Origin of the sequence: Chitinophaga oryziterrae (assembly GCF_009758125.1) — a bacterium.
Classification (GTDB): Bacteria; Bacteroidota; Bacteroidia; order Chitinophagales; family Chitinophagaceae; genus Chitinophaga; species Chitinophaga oryziterrae.
The window spans coordinates 769,905-790,821 of sequence record NZ_WRXO01000001.1 but is presented as its reverse complement, the minus strand read 5'-3'; the positions used below and the strand labels follow the sequence as shown (position 1 = coordinate 790,821).

The following is a 20,917-nucleotide window of genomic DNA, read 5'->3' as shown; positions in this document are numbered from 1 at the left end:
AATTTGAAATGTGATGTTGCAAATATTTTTAGCGCTCGTCGTAAAAACCCATGCGGCTGAACTTGTCAATACGTTGTTCAATGCGGGTTTCAGGGTCAATCTTTCGTAATTCTGCCAGCGTATCCTTAATGGTTTGCTTCAGAATGACCGCCATTTCATCAGGATTCACATGAGCACCGCCCAGAGGCTCCTTGATTACGCCGTCTACAAGGCCAAAACGGCTCATATGATCAGAAGTAAGCTTCAGCTCTTCAGCAGCCTTTTCCTTGAAATTCCAGCTACGCCACAGGATAGTAGAGCAGTTTTCCGGAGAGATCACGGTATACCAGCTGTTTTCCAGCATCAGGATCCTGTCGCCGATACCAATACCCAGCGCACCACCGGAAGCACCTTCCCCTATGATAATGCAGATAACAGGTACCCGCAGCTTCACCATTTCGAAGATATTACGGGCAATGGCCTCGCCCTGTCCCCTTTCTTCCGCTTCCAGACCCGGATAAGCACCGGGAGTATCAATCAGCGTAACGATGGGCTTATTGAACTTCTCGGCCAGTTTCATGAGGCGCAGGGCCTTACGGTAACCTTCAGGATTGGCCATACCGAAATTACGGATCTGGCGCATTTTGGTATTAATACCTTTCTGTTGACCAATAAACATCACTGTTTCGCCATCCAGTTCGGCAAATCCGCCTACCATGGCCTTATCGTCCTTTACGTTCCTGTCGCCATGCAACTCAACGAAATTGGTACACATCTTCTCGATATATGCCAGGGTGTACGGCCTTTCCGGGTGTCTGCTTAACAGTACGCGCTGATAACTGGAGAGGTGGTCATACACATCTTTCCGGGTATTTACTATCTTTTGTTCATACTCCCTAACAGTTGCGGTTACATCCACACCTGACTTCTCCCCGTTTTCTTTCAGTTTTTCCAACTGATCGTACAGGTCCGCAATAGGTTTCTCAAAATCCAGGAATTGCATATTTTAGTATAAATTGGTTAAAGAACGATGTAAAGATAAAGCTGTAAAAACTTTTTTTAAAAAGATTTGTGAAATTGCTTCGTCTTTCCCTATCTTTGCAATCCCAAAACGGGAAGGATCAGTAGTTCAGTTGGTTAGAATGCCGCCCTGTCACGGCGGAGGTCGCGAGTTCGAGTCTCGTCTGGTCCGCAAGAAAAGGGACAAATTATCGAAAGATGATTTGTCCCTTTTTCATTAAAGTTCGTGTTGCCTGACAGGTTTGGTATTTTTGGGATCAAGTTGAATACTTGGGGGGAATGATAAAAATTTGTTTTTTTGCAGCTGAATTAAGCAACATCAGCATTGGATCAAGACTATCGACAGTTAACAGAATTAAGAAACATTTGGATGACAGTCCAGTTAGCTCATTTCTTCCAACTAGATGGCAAGCAATTACAAATCAAACTGAATCACTACATGGTGATTGAGAAATCTCCTTCCGGTTAGATAATTAATAAATTTCTTCGCAAAGAAAGCCGTATTCTTCCAGTATGCTGATGACACTAACTGAAACGTTTGTTGTACTTTCAATCCGCAGAATATTGTCACAGTCTTCCAGATCAAAATTCCACGCGATGATGGTATGTAATTGATCCAGGTATGGCTTAATATTTTCTGCCTGTTCGCTGTTTATAACCGAGGTTTTAAATATGGCGATCATGGTATTATAATTAAGGTTGTTTTTTCTTTTTAAGCGAAGGGTTAAATGAAAGGCCAACACTGAAATAGCCGGCAGCTCCAGCTGTGGTGGAAAGAACGTAGTTTTTGGAAGACTCTCCACGTGCTGATAACCTTGAACTGAAAACATTAGATACACCGGTTTTGAAGGTTGCAATGATAAAACTGTTTAACTTATGTTCGTAGGTAATACCTGATCTGAGTTCAAGTTGCCTGTAATCATATACTTTCGATTTAAATAAAGAGGAATTCGGGTATGTATAAAAGTTGTCGTTAGCAAGTTCGGAACCAATAGATAAGCGGCCATTTTCAAATATGGGTCTTTTAAACAAGAGTCTTTGGGGAAGGATCAAGTCCATTGTCCAGACAGCGTTCCTAAACTGGTGTTCAATCATAATAATCGGCGCAAAAGGAATCTGCATGGCAGGGTCAATAAATGCCATTACTCCAACACCAATGCGTGTCTGCCGGTTGCGTTTGAGAAACATCGTTGCACTGACAAAACCATTGAGCCTTTCGATATCCTTTTCGCTACCATCGACTATAATACTGGCAGTATAAATCACTGGCTTTTTGAAGAGTACAGAAAAATAGGTAGCGCTTATTGCGCCGGAAAAATAATGGAATTCATGCTTATTATTATCTAACCCGGCCTCAGCGAAGTTGGGTGCTGCCTCGACATCTTTGAATTTAAATGCCTCATAGCGATAGTTTGCAGATCCCGTTATACGCCACTTTTTTGTTTCCAGCAATGGAATGTTAGCGGCAACCTTAAGTCTGTAATGGGTTTGAATTTTGGCCTTGCTAAAATGCCGGTCATATAGTTCCGAATCAAAATTACCTGGCAGGTATTGCTGGTACTGGATATCAAAAGTGCGGGTAACCGGAAACTTATCTGTGATAAGTGCCATTGCTCTTTTTTTGAAAGTTGCTGTATCCTGAGCATTCACAAAATGGCATAGCAATGCCAATGTAAAGAATGATAATGTTCTTTTCATGAGTGTTGTCTTATAGGTTATGCTGTTTTAGAGCTCGTTCAAACCCTTTTTACCGAGATATGATTCGAGGAATTTCTTCCTGTAGATATCTCCAATAGGAATTTCATTATTCCTGATGTATATGGTATGGTTATCAAATGAATCAATATGACTGTTGTTGACCAGATACGATTTGCTCACGCGAAGGAACTGATCAGGCGGCAGCTGCGCGGAGATTGTCTTTAAATTCATCGCTGTGATTCTACGTGTATCTCCGATGTAGATCACCACATAATCTTTAAGTCCTTCGATATAGAGAATATCATTGAAAAGGAGTTTATAGTATTTCCTGTCAGCCTTGATGAGCATATAATCATCGGACAGATTTTCCAATGTAGACTGGCTGGTCTTATTCTCCCGCAGTAGCTTATGATAACCGGATGCTTTCTTAACTGCTTTCTCCAGGCGTTCTTTTATGATAGGTTTTACCAGGTAGTCGATAGCATCTACCTCATAACTTTTCAGTGCATATTGCGAAAAAGCGGTGGTAAATATGACCAGTGTTTCTCCTGAAATGGTTTCGGCAAACTCAAGCCCATTGGTACCGGGCATCTCGATGTCCAGGAAAATGAGATCCACCATATTACTGAGCATAAAGTTTTTTGCTTTCCCCACGGTATTGAAAGATCCGGTAATGACCAGCTCCGGAATATCCTGTATCAGTAACAATATGCCTTCACGTGCTAATGGTTCATCATCTACAATGATACAATTCATAAGGGCAGTGTTAAGATTATAGAATAGGTTGTTTCAGTATCTTTAATATCAAGTACAAAAACCGTTGCATACAACAACTCAAGTCTTCGTTTTATATTGGTCAATCCAAGGCCACCACTTCCTGAATAAACAATAGGTTGTCCGGCTTTTGTATTGCGGCATTCAAAAATAAGCCGGTCGCGGTAGATTGTAAATACAACATTAGCCTGTGAAGCATGATCCGGATCAAAACTATGCTTTACGGCATTTTCCACAAATGGTATAAAAAGATTGGGTGGAAGCTTCAGTGTTGCCAGCCTGTCCGGATTGCCACTTTTATTATTGGTTATTATATCGAAGCTGAATTCATCCCGTCTGATTTTCTCCAACGCCATAAAATCACCCAGAAAAACGATTTCAGCAGAAAGTAATACCTCCTGTTGATTATTTCCGTAAAGCTGGTGGCGCAGGAAATCAGACAATTTCAAAATCACCTGGGAAGCTTTTCCGGGATCTTTCTTAACCAGCACATTCACATTATTGAGCATATTAAAAAGAAAATGTGGGTTGATCTGGTTCTTTAGTTCCCTTAGTTCTGATTGAAGCGAACTCTTCTCCAATTCATTGATACGGTTGCCATCTTTTGCCCAGCGCTGGAAAAGCTTGATAGATGTTGAGCTAAATACCATTAAGAAAATCTTGTGTACTGAAAGTAACAATTCGTTGATGTTATCAAAAGGGAATGACATCCCTTCTACAAACTTGTAACCATCGAGGGCGCTATTGGTAATTTTTGCTACAGCAAGGTAACAGCCCACCACCATAAAGATCATCACAAACAGATAGAACGCATATTTAGCCTTGTATAAAAATACAGGAATCAATACGTACATATTGATGTAGAACATTACCAGGAAATAACTATTCCAGACTAATTTCCTTAAAATAGTATTCCCCAAGGTTTGCTCAGGGTCTTTGGGGATTATTACAAACATGCATGCTATATAGAGGAGGACCAGCAAATGCCGGTAGACCCGGAATTTAGGTTCGATCAGAAATCTAATAATGCGGTTATTGTCTTGCGCCTTCTCCAATGACAAATGCTTTAATTGAATATCTGCTAAATAACACAAAACAAATAAAGCAGTTGGAATAATTATATCAAACAGGGGATATCCAAGACAAAAGGGGCAATCACCGGATTATTTTCAGTCCTCCTGCATCATTCTAAAACCAGCGTCGTTATGGCTAAATTAACCGTCTGCTAATACTATGTTAAAATAGATGGATATAGGTATCATTTTTCAACTAAGGTTTGACCTTTTGATTGAAGGGCTATTTTTGCAATATTACCTATGATCGTAAAAGATTTACAGTGCCGGCATCTTTGAGTATCTGTCATTCTCATAGATATCTGTCCTGAAGCCTGTAATTCAGTAAAGTCCAGGCATCAATAACAAACGGCTTGGTTTATCTATCCAGCCACGCCTTTAAGAGGGGCGCTTTTTCTCTACTCACAATTACCTCTCTGGTTTTATTTTTTTTTAAGATTATTTTCAGTTTTCCGTTAAAACTGTTCTGTATACTTCCGATGCTATTGATATGAACAATCAGTTGTCTATTCGCCCTGAAAAAAACATCGGGATCCAGTTCTTCTTCCAGTTCTTCCATACTTTGCGGAAGTATTTCAACTCTTCCATCTTTTAATACTACATGAGTTGTTTTAAATTCAGAATAGATAAATTCAATTTCTTCCGTGAGTAACGTCTTATACCCGTCGTAGCTTGGTAGCAGGAAACGTTTCCGAAACATCAGTGTACGTTGATTAAGAAGTTCCGAGAGTTGATTAACATTAATATACTGGGGAATATTATTGTTCACCTTTACTTTTCCTAATGCGGTTATCAGCTCATTCTTTTCTATTGGTTTCAGGAGATAGTCGATGCTGTTCACTTTAAATGCTCTGACCGCATATTCATCATAAGCTGTGGTAAAAATAATCGGACACTTTACGGTCACTTCTGAAAAGATATCAAAACTTAAGCCATCAGAAAGTCTGACATCCATCAATGCCACATCGGGGGCAGGATTATTCTTAAACCAGGTAATGCTATCCTTCATTGTTTCCAGTAGTCCCACCACATCAATCCTGGCGTCTATCTCCAGTAATATCCTTTGCAGTCTTGCCGCATTATGTTTTTCATCTTCTATTATTAAGATTTTCATTGTGGGCGGATTATAAATTTAAAACTGGTAGTGCTACATAAAAAGTAGTATCCGTTTCTGCAATTACGGGTTCACGTCCTGACAGAATCCGGTATCTATCTGTAATATTTCGTAGTCCCATTCCAGTAGATGGTATAGTATGCGCTATTCGCTGCAGGTTGTTAGTAATCGTGATATATCCTTCTTTACAGATAATATGTATGACCAATGGACTATTGCCTGTTGCTATGTTATGTTTGATGGCGTTCTCTGTCAGCATCTGTAATGTAACAGGCGGAATTGCACTATCCATGACATTTTCATCTAACTGAATGATTACCTGCATATTATCATCATGGCGAATTTTCATTAAATAGATATAGGATTTCAGGAACTCGATTTCTACTTTCAACTGTACCAGATCCTTTTTTAAATTCTGAATCATATAACGGTATACGCGGGAGAGATTATTCAGAAACTCCGAAGCAACAGCAGGATCTTCATTAATTAATTCAGATAATGTACTGAAATTATTAAACATAAAATGAGGGTCGAGCTGCAGTTTAAGCGACTGCAATTCAGCCTGCATAGCTATTTCCTTCAGCTCTGCTGTTTTTAGTTTAAGTGCTGTTGCTTCAGACATGGAAAGCTGCCATCTCTGCAGAAAAAAGTAGCCGGTATGCACGGCACTGACAATCACAGATACAAAAATGGAAACCCAGACGAACCGCCATACATTCATATTCTGACTCTCAGTTAACTCTACATCTCCATATATAAAATAGAATACCAGATGTTGAAGGTAAAGTACACATCCAACGGTTACGATAGTCAGAACGGTTTGCAGAATAAAACGCAGAACAGGAGATCTTGTCCACTGGAATCTACGTTCCAGCGCATGTGATATACCTACACTAATCTCTAAGATAGCCCAACTCAGGAGCAGGTCTATAAAGACTTCTAATAAGATGCATTTAACTTCTCCGTTTTCGAATTCACTCCATATATCACTATATGGATCTATCATATATGTAAAAGAATAAATTAATACAAGCACCACTGGTATAAATACCAGTTTTAACGAGAGATTATATCTTTTATCTAAAAGGCTCACCAATATTAAGTTTTAGCGTTTTTTCCCTGCGTAATGCAACATCTATTTCGGAAGATATGACATTACTTATTTTCCTCCTCCCAGCGCTCTGTAGAGTTCTATCTTTCCTCCTGCTATTTCTCGTGAAAGCTGAGATTCATTCAGACTGGATTGAAGATAATTATTCTGTGCCACTATTATTTCCAGGTAATTAGCCATACCGGTTTTGAACAGCGTGTTCGCCGAATTTACGGCCTGTTCCAGCGACTGATTCCTGTTTCTGGCGGCCTGATATTGCATAGCTAACTGCTGATTACTGATCAATGCATCCGATACGTCGGCATACCCTTGTAGCACCGTTTGCCGGAATTCTATCACTGCTTTCTCCCTGTCTATCTTTGCCTGTTCGTACTGTATCCTTAATTTGCGACGCTGAAACACCGGCTGTGCCAACCCTTCTGCAATATTACCGAATAATGAGCCGGGGATAGCAAACCAATTGGATGATTTAAATGAATTCAATCCTCCAGTACCGTTGATCGTTAGGGCCGGGTACATGGCTGTCTGCGTTATACCTACTCTGGCATTTGCAGCTCTCAACACCTGCTCAGCGGCCATGATATCCGGTCTTGATGCTAATACGGCCACCGGATAGGCCTTTTTTATCTCTTTATTAAAGTCGTTCCCATCATCTGCAGTACGTTCTATTTTGTGGGCGTAATGTCCGCAAAGCAGACTTAGCGCATTTTCCTGTAATGCGATACTGCGTTCCAGATCAGGCAATAACTGACGGGCTACTTCCAACTGTGCCTTTGCCTGCTGCAATGCAAGGTTATTGGCCTCTCCTACCCGGAACAGCACAGTAGTTATCTGTACGGTACTGTCACTAAGTAAAATGCTTTTCAATGCCACTTTCAGTTGTTCATCCAGCATCAACAGGTTGTAATAACCATTTGCTATATCAGCTATCAGCCTTGTCTGAATACCCTTTTTTATTTCCTCTGTCTGTACGAGATTGGCCAGACTCTCTTCCTTTTCTCTTCTGATGCGGCCCCACAGATCTATTTCCCAGGTAAGCCCCATCGATGCGGTATAATCCGGTATACCGTATGAACCTGCGAACTGTGAATTTCCGATTCCGGCCAGGCTATTATTGGACGATCGTGTATAGCTCCCTGTTACCTGCGCAGTTAGTTCCGGCATGTAATTGAGTTTTATCCTTTTAAATACCAATCTGGCAGACTCAATATTTTTAGCAGCAATCTGCATATCCCTGTTTTGAAACAGGGCACTATCAATCAGAGCGACCAGTTTTTTGTTATTAAAAAATGTTTTATATCCGGGTATCGTAGATGTATCATTTACCAGAACGGTGTCACCACGGTACTGCGCAGGCATACTCAGTTCAGGACGCACATAGTTTTTTCCTGTCCTGCATGCGGCAAATGATATAATAAATATTAACAGGACAATATATTGTTGTTTCATTGATTTTATTTTAGACAGTCTCATTTTCAATCTTACTGTTTTTTACACCACTGGCTTTTTCCTGCAAATGTTGAAAAACGATAAAAAGAACGGGGATGATAAACAATCCAAGCAGTACACCAGTGAACATGCCTCCGGCAGCGCTGATACTGATAGAGTGGTTACCTACTGCTGAAGGGCCTGTGGCGAACATCAGGGGTACCAGTCCTGCAATAAATGCGAGGGATGTCATCAGAATAGGCCTCAAACGCTGTTTAGCGCCTTCCACCGCTGCCTTCAGAAGCCCCATACCTGATTGCCTTGCCTTCAATGCGAACTCCACAATCAGGATGGCGTTTTTCGCTAACAGTCCGACGAGCATAATCAATCCTACCTGCACATAGATATTGTTGGTGATACCTGCCATACCAATAGCGAGATAAACACCCAGCAAACCTGTAGGAATAGAAAATAAAACTGCTAGCGGAAGTATATAACTTTCGTATTGCGCTGCCAGCAGAAAGTAGGTAAAGAGGATACACAAACCGAATATAAAAATCATCTGATCTCCTGATTTCTTTTCTTCCCGGCTTAATCCGCCCCACTCATATCCGTATCCGGCCGGCAGGGAGGTAGCCATAATCCTTTCCGCTGCAGCCATTACTTCCGAATTGCTTCTTCCTGGTTTTGCCATGATATTTATGGTGATGCTATTAAAAAGATTATAGCGGTTCACTACTTCCGGGCCATACACTTTATGCAGGGTAACCAATGTACTGACAGGCACCATTTCATTCCGGTTATTCTTCACATACACCTGGTTAAGGGATTGTTCATCCATACGATACAATCCTTCTGATTTGATGTTGACCCTGTAAAACTTCCCGAACCGTACAAAATCACCTGACTGTGCCCCTCCATAGAAAAGCTGTAGGGTATTCATCACATCCCTGGGTGTTGTTCCTAGCTGGCTGGCTTTATCTTCGTCTACCAGTACTTCAAACTGAGGAAAATCATTCCTGAAAGTGGTGAACGCGACTGATACCGCAGGCTCCTCAAACAATTTCCCTGTAAGCTGCTGCGCCACTCCGCTGAATTTATCAAGGCTGCCTCCTGTTTTATCCTGTAACACTAATTCAGCTCCATTCACTGTTCCAAAACCGTCCACGGGAGGATTCCGGAAGATCGTCAGACTGCCCTCTTTCACGTCTTTTAACCGTTCCGTCATCACTTCTATCAGCTGATTCATATCTTTGACAACTCCCCGTTCTTTTTCCGTTTTTAAGCGGATAAAACCCATGCCGTAAGATGGACCCGCACTGCCACTGAGCAGATTGAATCCGGATACGCTGGTAACCGATTCTACCTCCGGCATCTGTTTAAGTGCTTTATCCAGTTTTGCCATGGCAACTGTCGTGAATTTCAGGTTTGTACCAGAAGAGAGCCCGATGGCGTAAGTCAGAAACCTGTCATCTTCTGACGGCACAAACTCTTTCGGAGCACGATTCATCATCCAGAAAGCAATACCACTCATGAGGGCCAGTACACCAAGACTCCACCATTTTTTGGAGATCAGAAAACGAATACTGTATACATATCTTCTGGTTAAGTTGTCAAAGCCGGCATTAAAGCCTGTAAAGAAACGTTGTTTGAAGCCCTCCGTTTCATTTGTATGCGCATGATCATTTTTCAGAAACAGTGCACATAATGCAGGGCTAAGGGTCAATGCGTTTAATGCGGAGATAATAATCGCGATAGCCAGTGTAAATGCAAACTGTTTGTAGAAAATACCTGCGGGACCATCCATAAATCCTATCGGCAAAAATACAGCGGACATGACCAAAGTAATAGAGATAATAGCTCCCGTAATTTCACCCATTGCTGCAGTAGTAGCATGCTTTGCGTCAATATTAAAACGCTTCATCTTTGTATGAACGGCCTCCACGACAACAATCGCATCATCGACGACAATACCTATTGCGAGTACGAGTGCAAACAGCGTCAGCACATTAATTGTAAATCCAATAAGATTTAAAAAGAAAAAGGTACCGATGATGGCGACAGGCACAGCGATTGCCGGGATAAGTGTTGAACGGAAATCCTGTAAAAATAAATATACGACAACGAACACCAGGATAAATGCTTCTATCAGGGTGTGTTCGACCTGTTCAATTGACTGATCCAGCCTTTCCTTCACACTATAGATAATATGGGTACCAATTCCTTTGGGAAAAGTTTTATCTGATTCGGCCAGTGTACTACGTACCTGCTCTTCAATCTCATTAGCATTGGATCCGCTTGTTTGCTGAATACCGATGGTGACTGCCGGTTTACCATCTTCATTGCCATCGCCGCCATAAGAAGCGGACCCGAATTCGATCCTGGCAACATCTTTTAGTCTGAGGATGGAACCATCTGTATTGGACTTTACAACGATCTGTTCAAACTGCTGAGGTTCACTGAGCTTGCCTTTATATTTAATCACATACTGCATAGGGGCATCGGACTCCTCACCTAATCTACCGGGAGAAACCTCAAAGCTATTGTTACTAATTGCATTCTGGATATCCAACGGTACCAGGTTGTTTACTGTTAACTTCTGGGGATCCAGCCATACACGCATGGAATAATCCTTCTGACCAAATAGCTGTACATTACCAATACCCGGAATTCGCTTGAGCGTCGGTATTATATTTATCTTGGAATAATTCTGAAGGAACAGTTCGTCGTACTTCTCTCCATCCTCACTGATCACATTAAAAAACATAATATTCCCGTTCTGCTGCTTGCTGGTGGTAATACCAGCAAGCACCACTTCTGCCGGGATCTGACTGTTTACCTGTGCCACCCTGTTCTGTATATTAACGGCAGCCTGATCGGGGTTTACGCCCAGTTTAAAAACAACCTGTATCGAAAAGGAGCCATCACTACCGGCAGTGGATGACATATACTGCATGTTTTCCACCCCGTTGATCGCTTCTTCCAGCGGAGTAATCACTGAACGGGTTACGCTTTCGCTATTACCTCCGGGATAAGAGCCTGCCACACTGATGGTAGGTGGTGCAATATCAGGGAACTGTGTCACCGACAGTTTAGTAAAGCTGACAATACCGAGCAGGACCAGTACAATAGAGATAACCGTTGCCAGCACAGGCTTATTGATAATTTTCTTGAGCATGGCCTAGTTGGTTTTAGATTGTTGAATTGGCGCTACTATCGGTTGGATACTTTCACCTTCTATCACACTGCTCACTTCTTTCGCTATGATCCTGTCTCCGGCTTTCAATCCTTCTCTGATCACATAGTCATCACCGCTGGTAGCACTAACAACAACCGCCACACGTTCTGCTTTGTTATCCTTTGTCAGACGGTATACAAAAACTTTATTCTGCATATCCACAGTGGCACTAACAGGTACAAGTAATGCCTTTGATGTTGTTTCGGGAAGACTAATACGACCGGTATTGCCAGAGCGCAAAAGCAGCTTTGGATTTCTGAACATCGCCCGGAGGCTGATCGCACCGGTACCTGTATTAAATTGTCCGTCTACGATCTGTATTTTCCCAGGCTGCCCGTAACGATTTCCATCTGCCAGCAACAAAGACACATCCGGCAGCGCTGCAATGATCTGCGGAACTGTTTTTCCCGCATGTGTCAGGTTAAACTGCAGGAAGTCTTTTTCCGTCATTGAAAAGTAAGCATATACTTCGCTGATATCTGACAGGGTTGTTAATGCGGTAGCATCCGATTTGGAAGCCAGGTTACCTTTCCTTTTCGGGATCCTGCTGATCATACCATCTACCGGCGCTTTAATCAGGGTAAAGTTCAGGTTGATTCTCGCAGCCTCTACGATGGAGGTTTGCAGTGCCACATTTGCCTGTGCGGATTCAAATGCTACGCTGGCTGTTTTAAGAGGGAAGTCAGACGTCACCTTACTGTTATTCAGTTCTGTTTGTTTTTCTACTTCCAGTGCAGCAGATTTCATTGCTGCGCGGGCTATTGACAGGTTAGCCTGCGCATTGTTCAATTGCTGTATATACACAGCGTCCTCAATTTTAAATAAGGGAGCTCCTTTCTTCACCGCAGCACCTTCTTCCACATAAATCTTTTCTATGTAACCATCTACCTGTGGTTTAATATCTACGTTTACCTTCCCTTCAATATGAGCGGGGAAAACCACTTCACCAGTGACGGTCCTTTCTTCTAATGTAAGAATAGCCAGCTTCTTTACTTCAGTAGCAGCTACTGCTTCAGTATGATTAGATGAACAACTACTGATAAAAAAGGTGATAATTGCTACAGCGGAAAATGTAAAGATGTTTTTTGTTGGATACATTTTGAGTAATTAGGGCGCAAAGATGCAACGGGAATGGATTATCTGATTGAAATCCCGACCCAAACGGCATAATCCGGACCTGAAACGCTCACATACATTTCCTGAAAAGACTGGCCTGTCTATCCTGCCTGGAAAACAGCAGCAATATACTGTCAGGGCCGAAGACCAGAACGGGCACCCCAGCAGATCAATTTAGCGAATTGAAAGGTGTTGACCTCGTGAAGATGAAAGTGAAGCACCTGGTATGTATGGGAGGCAGATATCCGGCTGACCTGGACCCAAGGCCCTGGGGGAACTGACCATGCAACCGGTTGATTCCCTGAAGAAAAGTGGTCTCCACTGGGGTGAGTGTCATTGCTTTCCATTCATAATTTCCCGGCATACTATAGATAGAGGGTGTCAAATTACTTTTGACACCCTCTTGATTTTTATCATTTATTTCTCCGTAGTAATGTTGTAGAAAAATCAAGCATAAATATTCTTGCAGTCGGCCAAATACAATTGCCGGAAGAATATTGAATTGCTTTACAAAACTTCTGATATCTTCTTCGCTAAAAGGCTGCTGCTAATATTTTCACATCTTTATCTTACAACGTCCATCTTGTGACAGTAAAGTATATCTATACAGTTTTTTAAAACAGGTAGGTAAGATGCACCATTCCTCTGTTACCTGCTTTAATACGTTTATCCGCCAACTGTTGTGAAATAACCGGTTGAAAGTTACCTCCCAGAGAAATAGGACCAAAAGTTGCTTCAATACCTGTAGTAGCCATCAGCGAATGTCCTCCCGAGATATCTACTGCATACTTTTTATCTTCCTTGTCTTTTACAGCAGTTTCATATAGAATTCCGGCATTAGGTGCTACAGTCATTTTCTCTGCTACCCTGAACTTGTAATAAGCCAGGATGTTGGCAGAGAACTTATTGCCATAACGGTAATCGTATTTGTTAGCAGTATTGATTTTATAACTCATATTGGTGTTAACCCCAAAATCCATAAGCCTTACATCATACATAACGTTTAACGTAAAGTCTGTACTGGCTGTACCCAACTGAAAATTATTAGGAGTATCCTCATTTTCCTGCCTCTCAGTTGGTTCGTATTTACCGGTAGGCACCTTAATACCTCCGCCAATCCATAAAGATTGCACCAGCAGCTTACTGTTAAGTATGGTTTGCTGTTTATCCAGCAGCTGATAATATCCTATGATGGCGATATCACCAATACCTGATTTGCTCATGGTAACTCCCTGATTCTCCCGACTGTTAAAGTTAACGGGTACAAAGCCCAGTACCCGAAAGTGTTTGCCAATATTCCAACCTCCCCATAATTCAGTTGTTTGGTAAGTCTCATCCGTAGTAAGGTAAGAGGTTGTTCCTGCTGGTCCCAGGTGAGATCTTAATGTTTTATACTGGTATCGCAGTCCAAGGAAACGTTTTTTAAAATCCGGTAAGATGCCTATGTAATAACTGCCTACGCCACAACCACAAATATCGCAGGCATGTGCTTCATAGAGACCTGTTAGCAGAAATATCAATAATATCATTATCCTTTTCATATACATATACTACTGTGATTCTTCAGAGAATCTTTTATCGGTAATAAAATTCCTGTCGTTCAGGGTGTTCAGAAAAGCCAGCAGCTTTTGCTGTTCATTTGTAGTTAGCGCTATTCCTAACCGACCGTTTTGTTTTAATAAAGGGTCCAGCGTTGCGCCATCCTGTACTTCTGATGTGTAATGATTAAGCACGGCCTGCAGTGTGTAAAACCGCCCATCATGCATATAGGGAGCTGTATAGGCAAGGTTTCGCAGGCCAGGTACTTTAAACTTGTACTTATCGTCGGGATTAAGGGTGATTGCATAACGGCCTTTGTCATTATTGGGTCCTACACCGATACCGTTATTACGAAAAGAGTGATCCGTAAATAAAGGCTCTTTATGGCAACTGCTGCATTTTTGCTGATATAGCTCATACCCCTGCTCCTCTTCTGTTGTAAAACTGACGCCTTGTTTACGGGTGACACTATCGTACTTCGACTGATCACTGACCAGCATCAACATAAATTGCGATAATGCTTTCATCATATGAGCAGTAGTGATTTCATCCGAGCCAAATGCCTTTTTGAACATGGCAGGATAAGGCGGTGTATTACGTAACTTATTCAGCACGTTCTCCATCGTTTCATCCATTTCCACAAAGTTGGTAATAGGCGCTATGGGCTGCAAGTCCATGTCAAATACACCACCATCCCACATAAAAGTGGTATTCCATGCAAGGTTCATGATAGGTGGAGAATTACGACTGCCCAGCCGGTCATCTATACCATGACTAACATCATGTCCATGATGGGTAAAGGCAGAGGTCTGTAAATGACAAAAACCACAGGAGATAGTGTTATTACGGGAAAGCCGCGATTCATAGAACAACTTTCTTCCAAGTTCAAACCCTTCTTTTGTAACAGGGTTATTTGCCAGGTTATATGCAGGAGCCGGAAATGTTGCCGGTTGCTGGAAACCGATAAATCCTGCTATCTGTTCACTTTTGCTACAGGCAAAGATCAAGAAGATAAAACCTGATAATATCAGCCATTGTAATTTGCTCATAGTACTTAATTCTCTGTATGATCATGATGGAACATATTCACATAGTTATTAGCTATGTTCACACTGAAATCGCTGAACATGACAGTGGGGTTGGTCGCAATGCTTATATTAGTACTACCATTGAACATTTTCAGGATATCCACCATCAGGTGTATATTAGATTCACGTCCGGTACGTACTTTTGCTACGCCACCAGCTGTAAGATCTACTGTAATCGTTTTTATGTTATTAAGGGTAGGCGCATTATATCCGCCAAATCCACCAATATGATAACGAAACTTATTCTGACCACTGGGATCAACAGGTGCAACATTGGACGTACCTTCCATTTTAAAGAAAATATAGCCACTATTCCAGCCCCAGTACATCCCATCATCCATTCCGGCAGATGGGTCCAGTACGCCCGTCCTTTTGCTAATATCCATTGTACAGCGCAGACTGTCTACCCCCAATACAAAACTAACTGAACTATATTCTCCTTCAGGTACGCGCACTTTTACGAACTGAGAAGCTGCATCCGCCTCGGATACAAGAAAGTAACTACTATCCTGCGGTACAGTATACTCTACTCCTGCTGCATTCTTTACTTTTATATTACTTATGAAATACTGTAGCAGGGAGATATTGAATACTTCTCCAACAACATTGGTATAGCTTCCTGTATTTAGTTGTACATTCTTATCACCCGCGATGTTATCAAACTGAATAGATAAAGTTGATTTTATACTGGTATCTCCTGAAGGCGTTACAACATCCTTGCTACAGGAAGAAAAACAAATGATAATAAGTATTATTGCTATTATATTTTTCATGTTTTACCGTTAAGGGATCACTGGTTCGCTGAGATCCTTATTATGAATAAATGTGCTGTCTGTTAAAGTATGCAGGAAGGCGATGATAGCGGTTTGCTCATTTGCGCTTAACTGTGTGTTTCCCAGCAATAGTGTATCTGTTGTTGCAGATACTTTAATGCCATTGCTGTAATGTTCCAGCACACTTTTGAGATCTGGCAATCTTCCGTCGTGCATGTATGGTGCTGTTAAAGCAATGTTTCTTAAAGTCGGTGTTTTGAACTTACCCAGGTCTGCTGCGTTATAAGAGATACGAAAGCGGCCCTGGTAAATTCCCTGGAGGGCATCATTGCTGAAATCGTTATCAATACCGTTATTATGATAGTTATTATCTGTAAATAATTCTCCTGTATGGCAACTACGGCAACGTGTATTGAATAACACCAACCCCTGCAATTCTTTCTCACTGAATACTCCACCCGTTTCCTTACGTACATATTTATCATACCTTGAATTACCGGATATCATTGTACGCTGGAACTGTGCCAGCGCCCTGACAATGTAAGCAGCCTTGATGGTATCATTAAACATGCTTTTGAAGCGGTTTACATATTCAGGTACCTGGTTTAATTCGGACACCAGTTCTTCAAGGTTCTGATTCATCTCATCTGCGTTCGTAAGCGGGCCGAAAGCCTGTGATTCAAGGTTAGTAGCCCCGCCATCCCAGAACAGCCCATTATTTGCCCATGCAAGATTGATCAGTGCAGGAGCCGTACGGGGAAGCATTTTACCAGATGCGCCTTGGGTACTCAATGCAAGTCCGTCTGTAAAAGCCAATGACTGACCATGACAGCTTGCACAGGAAAGCTGATTATTACCGGATAATCTTTTATCATAGAATAACAATTTACCTAATGCGATACCCTGTTTCGTCTGTGGATTGTCTTTCATTACTGCTGGCACAGGGAAATTCCCCGGAACCGACAGACTATAATCCTGTGGTTCCGGAGAAAGATCTTTATGCTGGCAAGCATATAACCCCATTAATAACAGCAAAAGATATCTGTTAATGCCCATAATTATTTAGATGCGGTGGATGATGCAACAATTGCTTTTGTACTGTAATTATCTGCAACCATTGTCATCTGAGTAGCCTGTGCCGCACCGATAACTGGTGTAGTTGACAGATCCAGTCCATCAATGACCTTAGCTACATCTACATTAAATTTAATAGCGGTAGCTGCAGAAGCACCAATATTTACTGAAGCAGGGAAATCAATACTTAAAGTGCGGTAATTCTTATTCAGCCCTGTTTCAACAGTTATAGCTGTAGAGTCCACACCCACTTTCATTGAACCCTTCAGTGAAGAGAAGATATAGCTTGTATGCCACATCCATGAGATGTTGGTCATACCATTTAACTGAGAGAGTTCGCCTGCCTGCAGGCTCAGGTTATTATTATAGATCGAGTCTATACCAACTGAGAAGGTGATCCTTTTATAAGTACCAGCAGGTATCTCATTAATAATTACATCTTCTCTTTTGTGAGCAGGGTAAGTAAAGCTACCATCCTGTACCGCAATTGCGTTATTCTCTTCCAGCAGGAAATAAGAGTTTGGCACTTTATAAGCTCCCCCTTTATCATTGATCAATGATATGTTACTTACCCAATAACGCAACTGGGTGAAATTATATGTACTGCCATTAATGGTAAAGTCTTTATTAAGCGAAAAATCTGCTGTACCTACAGTTGAATTAAATGTTAAGGTTGTTTGTCCTCCAAGTTCAGTAGTGGATATCGCATTATTATCATCTTTGCTGCAGGAAGTCAGGAATAAGGCGGCAACAGTGGAAAGCAATAAAATATGTTTCATATGAGTAAATCTGTTTATCAGGCAATAAAATTTCATCTGCCTGCAATGATGCAGGCATGTTATAGCAATTAAATACATAGCAGTACTATATCAGTTGATAAAGCACATAGCTATCATTACATAAAAATGCATTGTAAAAAAGGTACGATATGAAACTTATGCCATTGGAGGGTGAAATACCGCAGAAGGCTGATCTATAGGAGTTCCTATACAGTGAGGATATTGATAATTTCTGATAATATTAATAAAAAGAGGAAGGATTGAATTTTGATAAAAGCTGGCAGCATAAAATATTTCACTTCTGTTATCTGTTCTACGTTCGGGGCTTTCCTGCTCTTTCTTCTCTTCTTCTGTTAATCTTCTTTTAAGCTGACAATGACCGTTACAATGCATACCGGGGTTATTCCGGTTAATACAAAGATTCTTAGCGATAAACTCCTGATTAATGTAAAAATCGAGCATAACAAAATAACGGCCTGACAGCTGGCTAAGCCAGATCAGCATTAAAAAAGCCATTATTAGTTGTTTGCGCATCCCTTTACAGCGGTTTATTAAATTCTTTGCAAAGTTATTAATAAAACCTGACTAATAATTTAAAGTGCCTCTATGTATTTTATCAGATAATTGTACCTACCTCAAACCTGCATCGAAATTTCCCTGTAACCAACAGCTTATTTTATCCAGATTATAAAATTCCGGCAGGATCGACATTTAATAAGGATCATTCTTCATTATGACGGCGGACATTGCAAGGAAAACCTGAATAACTCATCTTTATGATTGTGGGTTAAAAAACTGAAGCTAAACCCGACTGACCTGCAGCACTAAAAGTAAAGCTGTCGGTATTCCGGGAAAAGGATAACGCTTTGGTTCAATACTTTCCTATCAGATATTATAAACTAAATAAAAATAAAATCATGGCTATTCAAACAGTTAATCCTTTTAACAACCAGGTTGTTAAAACATTTGAGGAGATGACTCCACAGGCAGTTGATGCTGCCATTACCCTTGCTGAAAAAACGTTCGGAAGCTGGAAACATACCAGCTACGAAGAACGTGCTGCCATCCTCCACTGCGTTGCCGATCTCATGCGGAAAAAATCCACTCAATTAGCGCAGTTAATAACCCTGGAAATGGGTAAATTATTTGCTCAAAGCAAGGGCGAGATCTCATTGAGCGCTGATATCATAGATTATTATGCCACTAATGGTGCGGCCTTTTTAGCAGATAAAAAACTTGAACCGGAATATGGGGAAGCTTATATAACCAGTAGTCCCATAGGCGTATTACTAGGGGTTGAGCCCTGGAATTTCCCTTTCTACCAGGTAGCTCGTTTTGCCGCGCCCAATATTATGGTGGGAAATGTTATACTGGTAAAACATGCGTCTAATGTTCCGCAGTGTGCAGCAGCTATAGAAGAGTTGTTTAAAGAAGCCGGAGCGCCTGAAGGATTGTATACGAATCTTTTCCTTTCAGGAAGCAGTGTTTCTGCATATGTTACTGACGACAGGATCAAAGGTGTATCTCTGACCGGAAGTGAAAAAGCGGGCGCAAGTTTAGCCGAAGCTGCAGGAAAATCTCTGAAAAAATCAGTATTGGAACTTGGCGGAAGTGATGCCTTTATTGTGCTCGAAGATGCGAACATAGATCAGGCTGTGGAATGGGGAGTTATTGGCCGGATGAACAATACCGGGCAATGTTGTGTGGCCGCTAAAAGATTTATTGTTGTTGAGGCGGTTGCAGATGAATTCCTGACCAAATTCAAAGCAAAACTGACTGGTTTAAAGGTTGGTGACCCCATGGATGAAACCACCGAGTTAGGCCCATTAAGCAGCGAAAGCGCGGCAGTTGAGCTGGCAGACCAGGTTAAACGTTCCGTTGATGCAGGGGCAAAAATCGTATTGGGCGGAAAGCGTATCGACCGTCCGGGTGCATTTATGGAAACTACTATCCTGACTGATATTAAGCCCGGCATGGCGGCCTACCACGAGGAACTCTTCGGGCCTGTCGCTTCTTTCTACAGGGTTAAAGATGAAAAAGAAGCCATTAAACTGGCTAACGATTCACCTTTTGGCTTAGGAGGTTCTGTATTTACCTCTGACAAAAACAGGGGCAAAAACGTAGCTGCGCAAATTGATACCGGGATGGTATTTATCAATCACCCCACCTGGACACAACCAGACCTTCCTTTTGGAGGTACTAAACATTCTGGTTACGGACGTGAACTGTCAAGCCTGGGCATCGAAGAATTTGTGAATAAAAAACTGGTAAGGTTCAGTGAATATGCTGATCCGTTTTAAAAATAAGATTGTCAGATCCGCAAGCGTAGACCAAGCAATTCCGTCCCCACTGTAACGGACAAATCATTACAAGTATGATTTGTCCGTTTTTCATTAATATCCTGATTACCGCTTTCTCCCTACAAATCTCACTACAGAGCCATTCCCGGTATGATACCTGCCCTCATCTAAAAGAATTTCTTTCTCCTCCAGTATTGATACATCATAATTTTCAAAGTCAGCTTTTATTTCTGCTATAGAAAATAACATATCAATATCTTTTGGTCCACCGACTTTAGGATTAAGATTGATCAGGTGTAAATGTTTTTTACTGAAAGCCTCCAGAATAATTATCCCTCCGGGTTTGAGATAACTATCTAATTTTCTATGCAACAAAGACTTCTTATCAGCTGTAAAATGTGCGTAGATAAGTCCAATCGCGTCAAATGACTCTCTTTCAAACTCAAGTTGTTCCAGATCTCCAACAATATAATCTAAAGTAACATGGTTCTCTTTTGCCAGTTCCAGCGCCTTTGACTTTCCCTCTGTACTTAGATCAAATGAAGTTACTTCCCATCCTGATTTTGCAGCAAACACCCCATTACGCCCTTCACCATCTGCTGGCATCAATATAGACCCGGGTTCAGATTTCTGCAACCATTCTTTAAAAAACATATTAGGCTCTTTCCCATAGGCATGCCCCTCTTCTTTATATCGATTGTCCCACATATTTTTGTATTGTTCATCCCTCAACTGATTCATAGCTGTTTGTTTTAAATTGTTACGATTATAATGCAAAAATAATTGCTGCAGTAGACTGAAGGATGGGACAAA

General features: G+C 41.4%; 18 protein-coding genes and 1 tRNA gene. 2 read left to right on the top strand and 17 right to left on the bottom strand.

Going from position 1 to position 20,917, the window contains the following annotated elements; all coding sequences use genetic code 11:
- Nucleotides 1-28: 28 nt before the first annotated feature.
- Nucleotides 29-982 (bottom strand): acetyl-CoA carboxylase carboxyltransferase subunit alpha, encoded by a 954-nt coding sequence (locus tag GO495_RS03185; RefSeq protein WP_089779042.1) that lies wholly within the window; start codon nt 980-982, stop codon nt 29-31.
- Between the two features lie 115 nt (nt 983-1,097).
- On the opposite strand from GO495_RS03185, the gene GO495_RS03180 reads away from it, so the two are divergent.
- Nucleotides 1,098-1,171, top strand: a tRNA-Asp gene (locus GO495_RS03180).
- Nucleotides 1,172-1,472: 301 nt separating this feature from the next.
- Here GO495_RS03180 and GO495_RS03175 read toward each other — a convergent pair.
- The 15 genes from GO495_RS03175 to GO495_RS03105 form a co-directional block, all read right to left on the bottom strand.
- Nucleotides 1,473-1,682 carry a hypothetical protein gene (locus tag GO495_RS03175; RefSeq protein WP_157298242.1) on the bottom strand — a complete coding sequence of 70 codons (210 nt, stop codon included), beginning with the start codon at nt 1,680-1,682 and terminating at the stop codon, nt 1,473-1,475.
- Between the two features lie 10 nt (nt 1,683-1,692).
- Nucleotides 1,693-2,697 (bottom strand): hypothetical protein, encoded by a 1,005-nt coding sequence (locus GO495_RS03170; protein WP_157298241.1) that lies wholly within the window; start codon nt 2,695-2,697, stop codon nt 1,693-1,695.
- Between the two features lie 27 nt (nt 2,698-2,724).
- Nucleotides 2,725-3,453 (bottom strand): LytR/AlgR family response regulator transcription factor, encoded by a 729-nt coding sequence (locus GO495_RS03165; RefSeq protein ID WP_157298240.1) that lies wholly within the window; start codon nt 3,451-3,453, stop codon nt 2,725-2,727.
- Nucleotides 3,450-4,427 (bottom strand): sensor histidine kinase, encoded by a 978-nt coding sequence (locus GO495_RS03160; protein ID WP_157298239.1) that lies wholly within the window; start codon nt 4,425-4,427, stop codon nt 3,450-3,452. Before GO495_RS03160 ends, GO495_RS03165 begins: the two co-directional genes overlap by 4 nt.
- Before the next feature lie 475 nt (nt 4,428-4,902).
- Entirely contained in the window at nt 4,903-5,658 is a 756-nt protein-coding gene (locus tag GO495_RS03155; RefSeq protein WP_157298238.1) for a LytR/AlgR family response regulator transcription factor, read from the bottom strand.
- Between the two features lie 10 nt (nt 5,659-5,668).
- Nucleotides 5,669-6,664, bottom strand: coding sequence for a sensor histidine kinase (locus GO495_RS03150; protein WP_157298237.1), 996 nt, complete (start codon nt 6,662-6,664; stop codon nt 5,669-5,671).
- Between the two features lie 153 nt (nt 6,665-6,817).
- Nucleotides 6,818-8,218 (bottom strand): efflux transporter outer membrane subunit, encoded by a 1,401-nt coding sequence (locus tag GO495_RS03145; protein ID WP_157298236.1) that lies wholly within the window; start codon nt 8,216-8,218, stop codon nt 6,818-6,820.
- A gap of 10 nt (nt 8,219-8,228) precedes the next feature.
- The gene (locus GO495_RS03140) at nt 8,229-11,375 is read right to left on the bottom strand and encodes an efflux RND transporter permease subunit (RefSeq protein WP_157298235.1); all 3,147 of its coding nucleotides are present in this window, start codon (nt 11,373-11,375) and stop codon (nt 8,229-8,231) included.
- Nucleotides 11,376-11,378: 3 nt separating this feature from the next.
- On the bottom strand, nt 11,379-12,533 hold the full coding sequence (locus GO495_RS03135; protein ID WP_157298234.1) for an efflux RND transporter periplasmic adaptor subunit: 1,155 nt from the start codon (nt 12,531-12,533) through the stop codon (nt 11,379-11,381).
- 632 nt (nt 12,534-13,165) lie between these two features.
- Complete coding sequence (locus tag GO495_RS03130) at nt 13,166-14,092, bottom strand: transporter (protein WP_157298233.1); 927 nt, start codon at nt 14,090-14,092, stop codon at nt 13,166-13,168.
- Between the two features lie 9 nt (nt 14,093-14,101).
- A complete protein-coding gene (locus GO495_RS03125) occupies nt 14,102-15,139 on the bottom strand; it encodes a cytochrome-c peroxidase (protein WP_157298232.1) in 1,038 nt (345 codons plus the stop codon).
- A gap of 5 nt (nt 15,140-15,144) precedes the next feature.
- On the bottom strand, nt 15,145-15,951 hold the full coding sequence (locus GO495_RS03120) for an MbnP family protein (protein ID WP_157298231.1): 807 nt from the start codon (nt 15,949-15,951) through the stop codon (nt 15,145-15,147).
- 9 nt (nt 15,952-15,960) lie between these two features.
- Complete coding sequence (locus GO495_RS03115) at nt 15,961-17,007, bottom strand: cytochrome-c peroxidase (protein WP_157298230.1); 1,047 nt, start codon at nt 17,005-17,007, stop codon at nt 15,961-15,963.
- A 2-nt stretch (nt 17,008-17,009) separates the two neighbouring features.
- Complete coding sequence (locus GO495_RS03110; protein ID WP_157298229.1) at nt 17,010-17,804, bottom strand: MbnP family protein; 795 nt, start codon at nt 17,802-17,804, stop codon at nt 17,010-17,012.
- Between the two features lie 156 nt (nt 17,805-17,960).
- Nucleotides 17,961-18,338 carry a hypothetical protein gene (locus GO495_RS03105; RefSeq protein ID WP_157298228.1) on the bottom strand — a complete coding sequence of 126 codons (378 nt, stop codon included), beginning with the start codon at nt 18,336-18,338 and terminating at the stop codon, nt 17,961-17,963.
- Between the two features lie 383 nt (nt 18,339-18,721).
- On the opposite strand from GO495_RS03105, the gene GO495_RS03100 reads away from it, so the two are divergent.
- The gene (locus GO495_RS03100) at nt 18,722-20,104 is read left to right on the top strand and encodes an NAD-dependent succinate-semialdehyde dehydrogenase (RefSeq protein WP_157298227.1); all 1,383 of its coding nucleotides are present in this window, start codon (nt 18,722-18,724) and stop codon (nt 20,102-20,104) included.
- Between the two features lie 105 nt (nt 20,105-20,209).
- On the opposite strand, the gene GO495_RS03095 is transcribed toward GO495_RS03100, so the two are convergent.
- The gene (locus GO495_RS03095) at nt 20,210-20,845 is read right to left on the bottom strand and encodes a class I SAM-dependent methyltransferase (RefSeq protein WP_157298226.1); all 636 of its coding nucleotides are present in this window, start codon (nt 20,843-20,845) and stop codon (nt 20,210-20,212) included.
- Nucleotides 20,846-20,917 lie beyond the last annotated feature (72 nt).

Coding starts and splice junctions, on each gene's coding strand:
- GO495_RS03135 (WP_157298234.1), bottom strand. CDS start 12,533: ATGTATCCAACAAAAAACATCTTTACATTTTCCGCTGTAGCAATTATC.
- GO495_RS03105 (WP_157298228.1), bottom strand. CDS start 18,338: ATGCGCAAACAACTAATAATGGCTTTTTTAATGCTGATCTGGCTTAGC.
- GO495_RS03165 (WP_157298240.1), bottom strand. CDS start 3,453: ATGAATTGTATCATTGTAGATGATGAACCATTAGCACGTGAAGGCATA.
- GO495_RS03110 (WP_157298229.1), bottom strand. CDS start 17,804: ATGAAACATATTTTATTGCTTTCCACTGTTGCCGCCTTATTCCTGACT.
- GO495_RS03185 (WP_089779042.1), bottom strand. CDS start 982: ATGCAATTCCTGGATTTTGAGAAACCTATTGCGGACCTGTACGATCAG.
- GO495_RS03120 (WP_157298231.1), bottom strand. CDS start 15,951: ATGAAAAATATAATAGCAATAATACTTATTATCATTTGTTTTTCTTCC.
- GO495_RS03125 (WP_157298232.1), bottom strand. CDS start 15,139: ATGAGCAAATTACAATGGCTGATATTATCAGGTTTTATCTTCTTGATC.
- GO495_RS03170 (WP_157298241.1), bottom strand. CDS start 2,697: ATGAAAAGAACATTATCATTCTTTACATTGGCATTGCTATGCCATTTT.
- GO495_RS03100 (WP_157298227.1), top strand. CDS start 18,722: ATGGCTATTCAAACAGTTAATCCTTTTAACAACCAGGTTGTTAAAACA.
- GO495_RS03160 (WP_157298239.1), bottom strand. CDS start 4,427: ATGTTTGTAATAATCCCCAAAGACCCTGAGCAAACCTTGGGGAATACT.
- GO495_RS03095 (WP_157298226.1), bottom strand. CDS start 20,845: ATGAATCAGTTGAGGGATGAACAATACAAAAATATGTGGGACAATCGA.
- GO495_RS03140 (WP_157298235.1), bottom strand. CDS start 11,375: ATGCTCAAGAAAATTATCAATAAGCCTGTGCTGGCAACGGTTATCTCT.
- GO495_RS03115 (WP_157298230.1), bottom strand. CDS start 17,007: ATGGGCATTAACAGATATCTTTTGCTGTTATTAATGGGGTTATATGCT.
- GO495_RS03130 (WP_157298233.1), bottom strand. CDS start 14,092: ATGAAAAGGATAATGATATTATTGATATTTCTGCTAACAGGTCTCTAT.
- GO495_RS03150 (WP_157298237.1), bottom strand. CDS start 6,664: ATGATAGATCCATATAGTGATATATGGAGTGAATTCGAAAACGGAGAA.
- GO495_RS03155 (WP_157298238.1), bottom strand. CDS start 5,658: ATGAAAATCTTAATAATAGAAGATGAAAAACATAATGCGGCAAGACTG.
- GO495_RS03175 (WP_157298242.1), bottom strand. CDS start 1,682: ATGATCGCCATATTTAAAACCTCGGTTATAAACAGCGAACAGGCAGAA.
- GO495_RS03145 (WP_157298236.1), bottom strand. CDS start 8,218: ATGAAACAACAATATATTGTCCTGTTAATATTTATTATATCATTTGCC.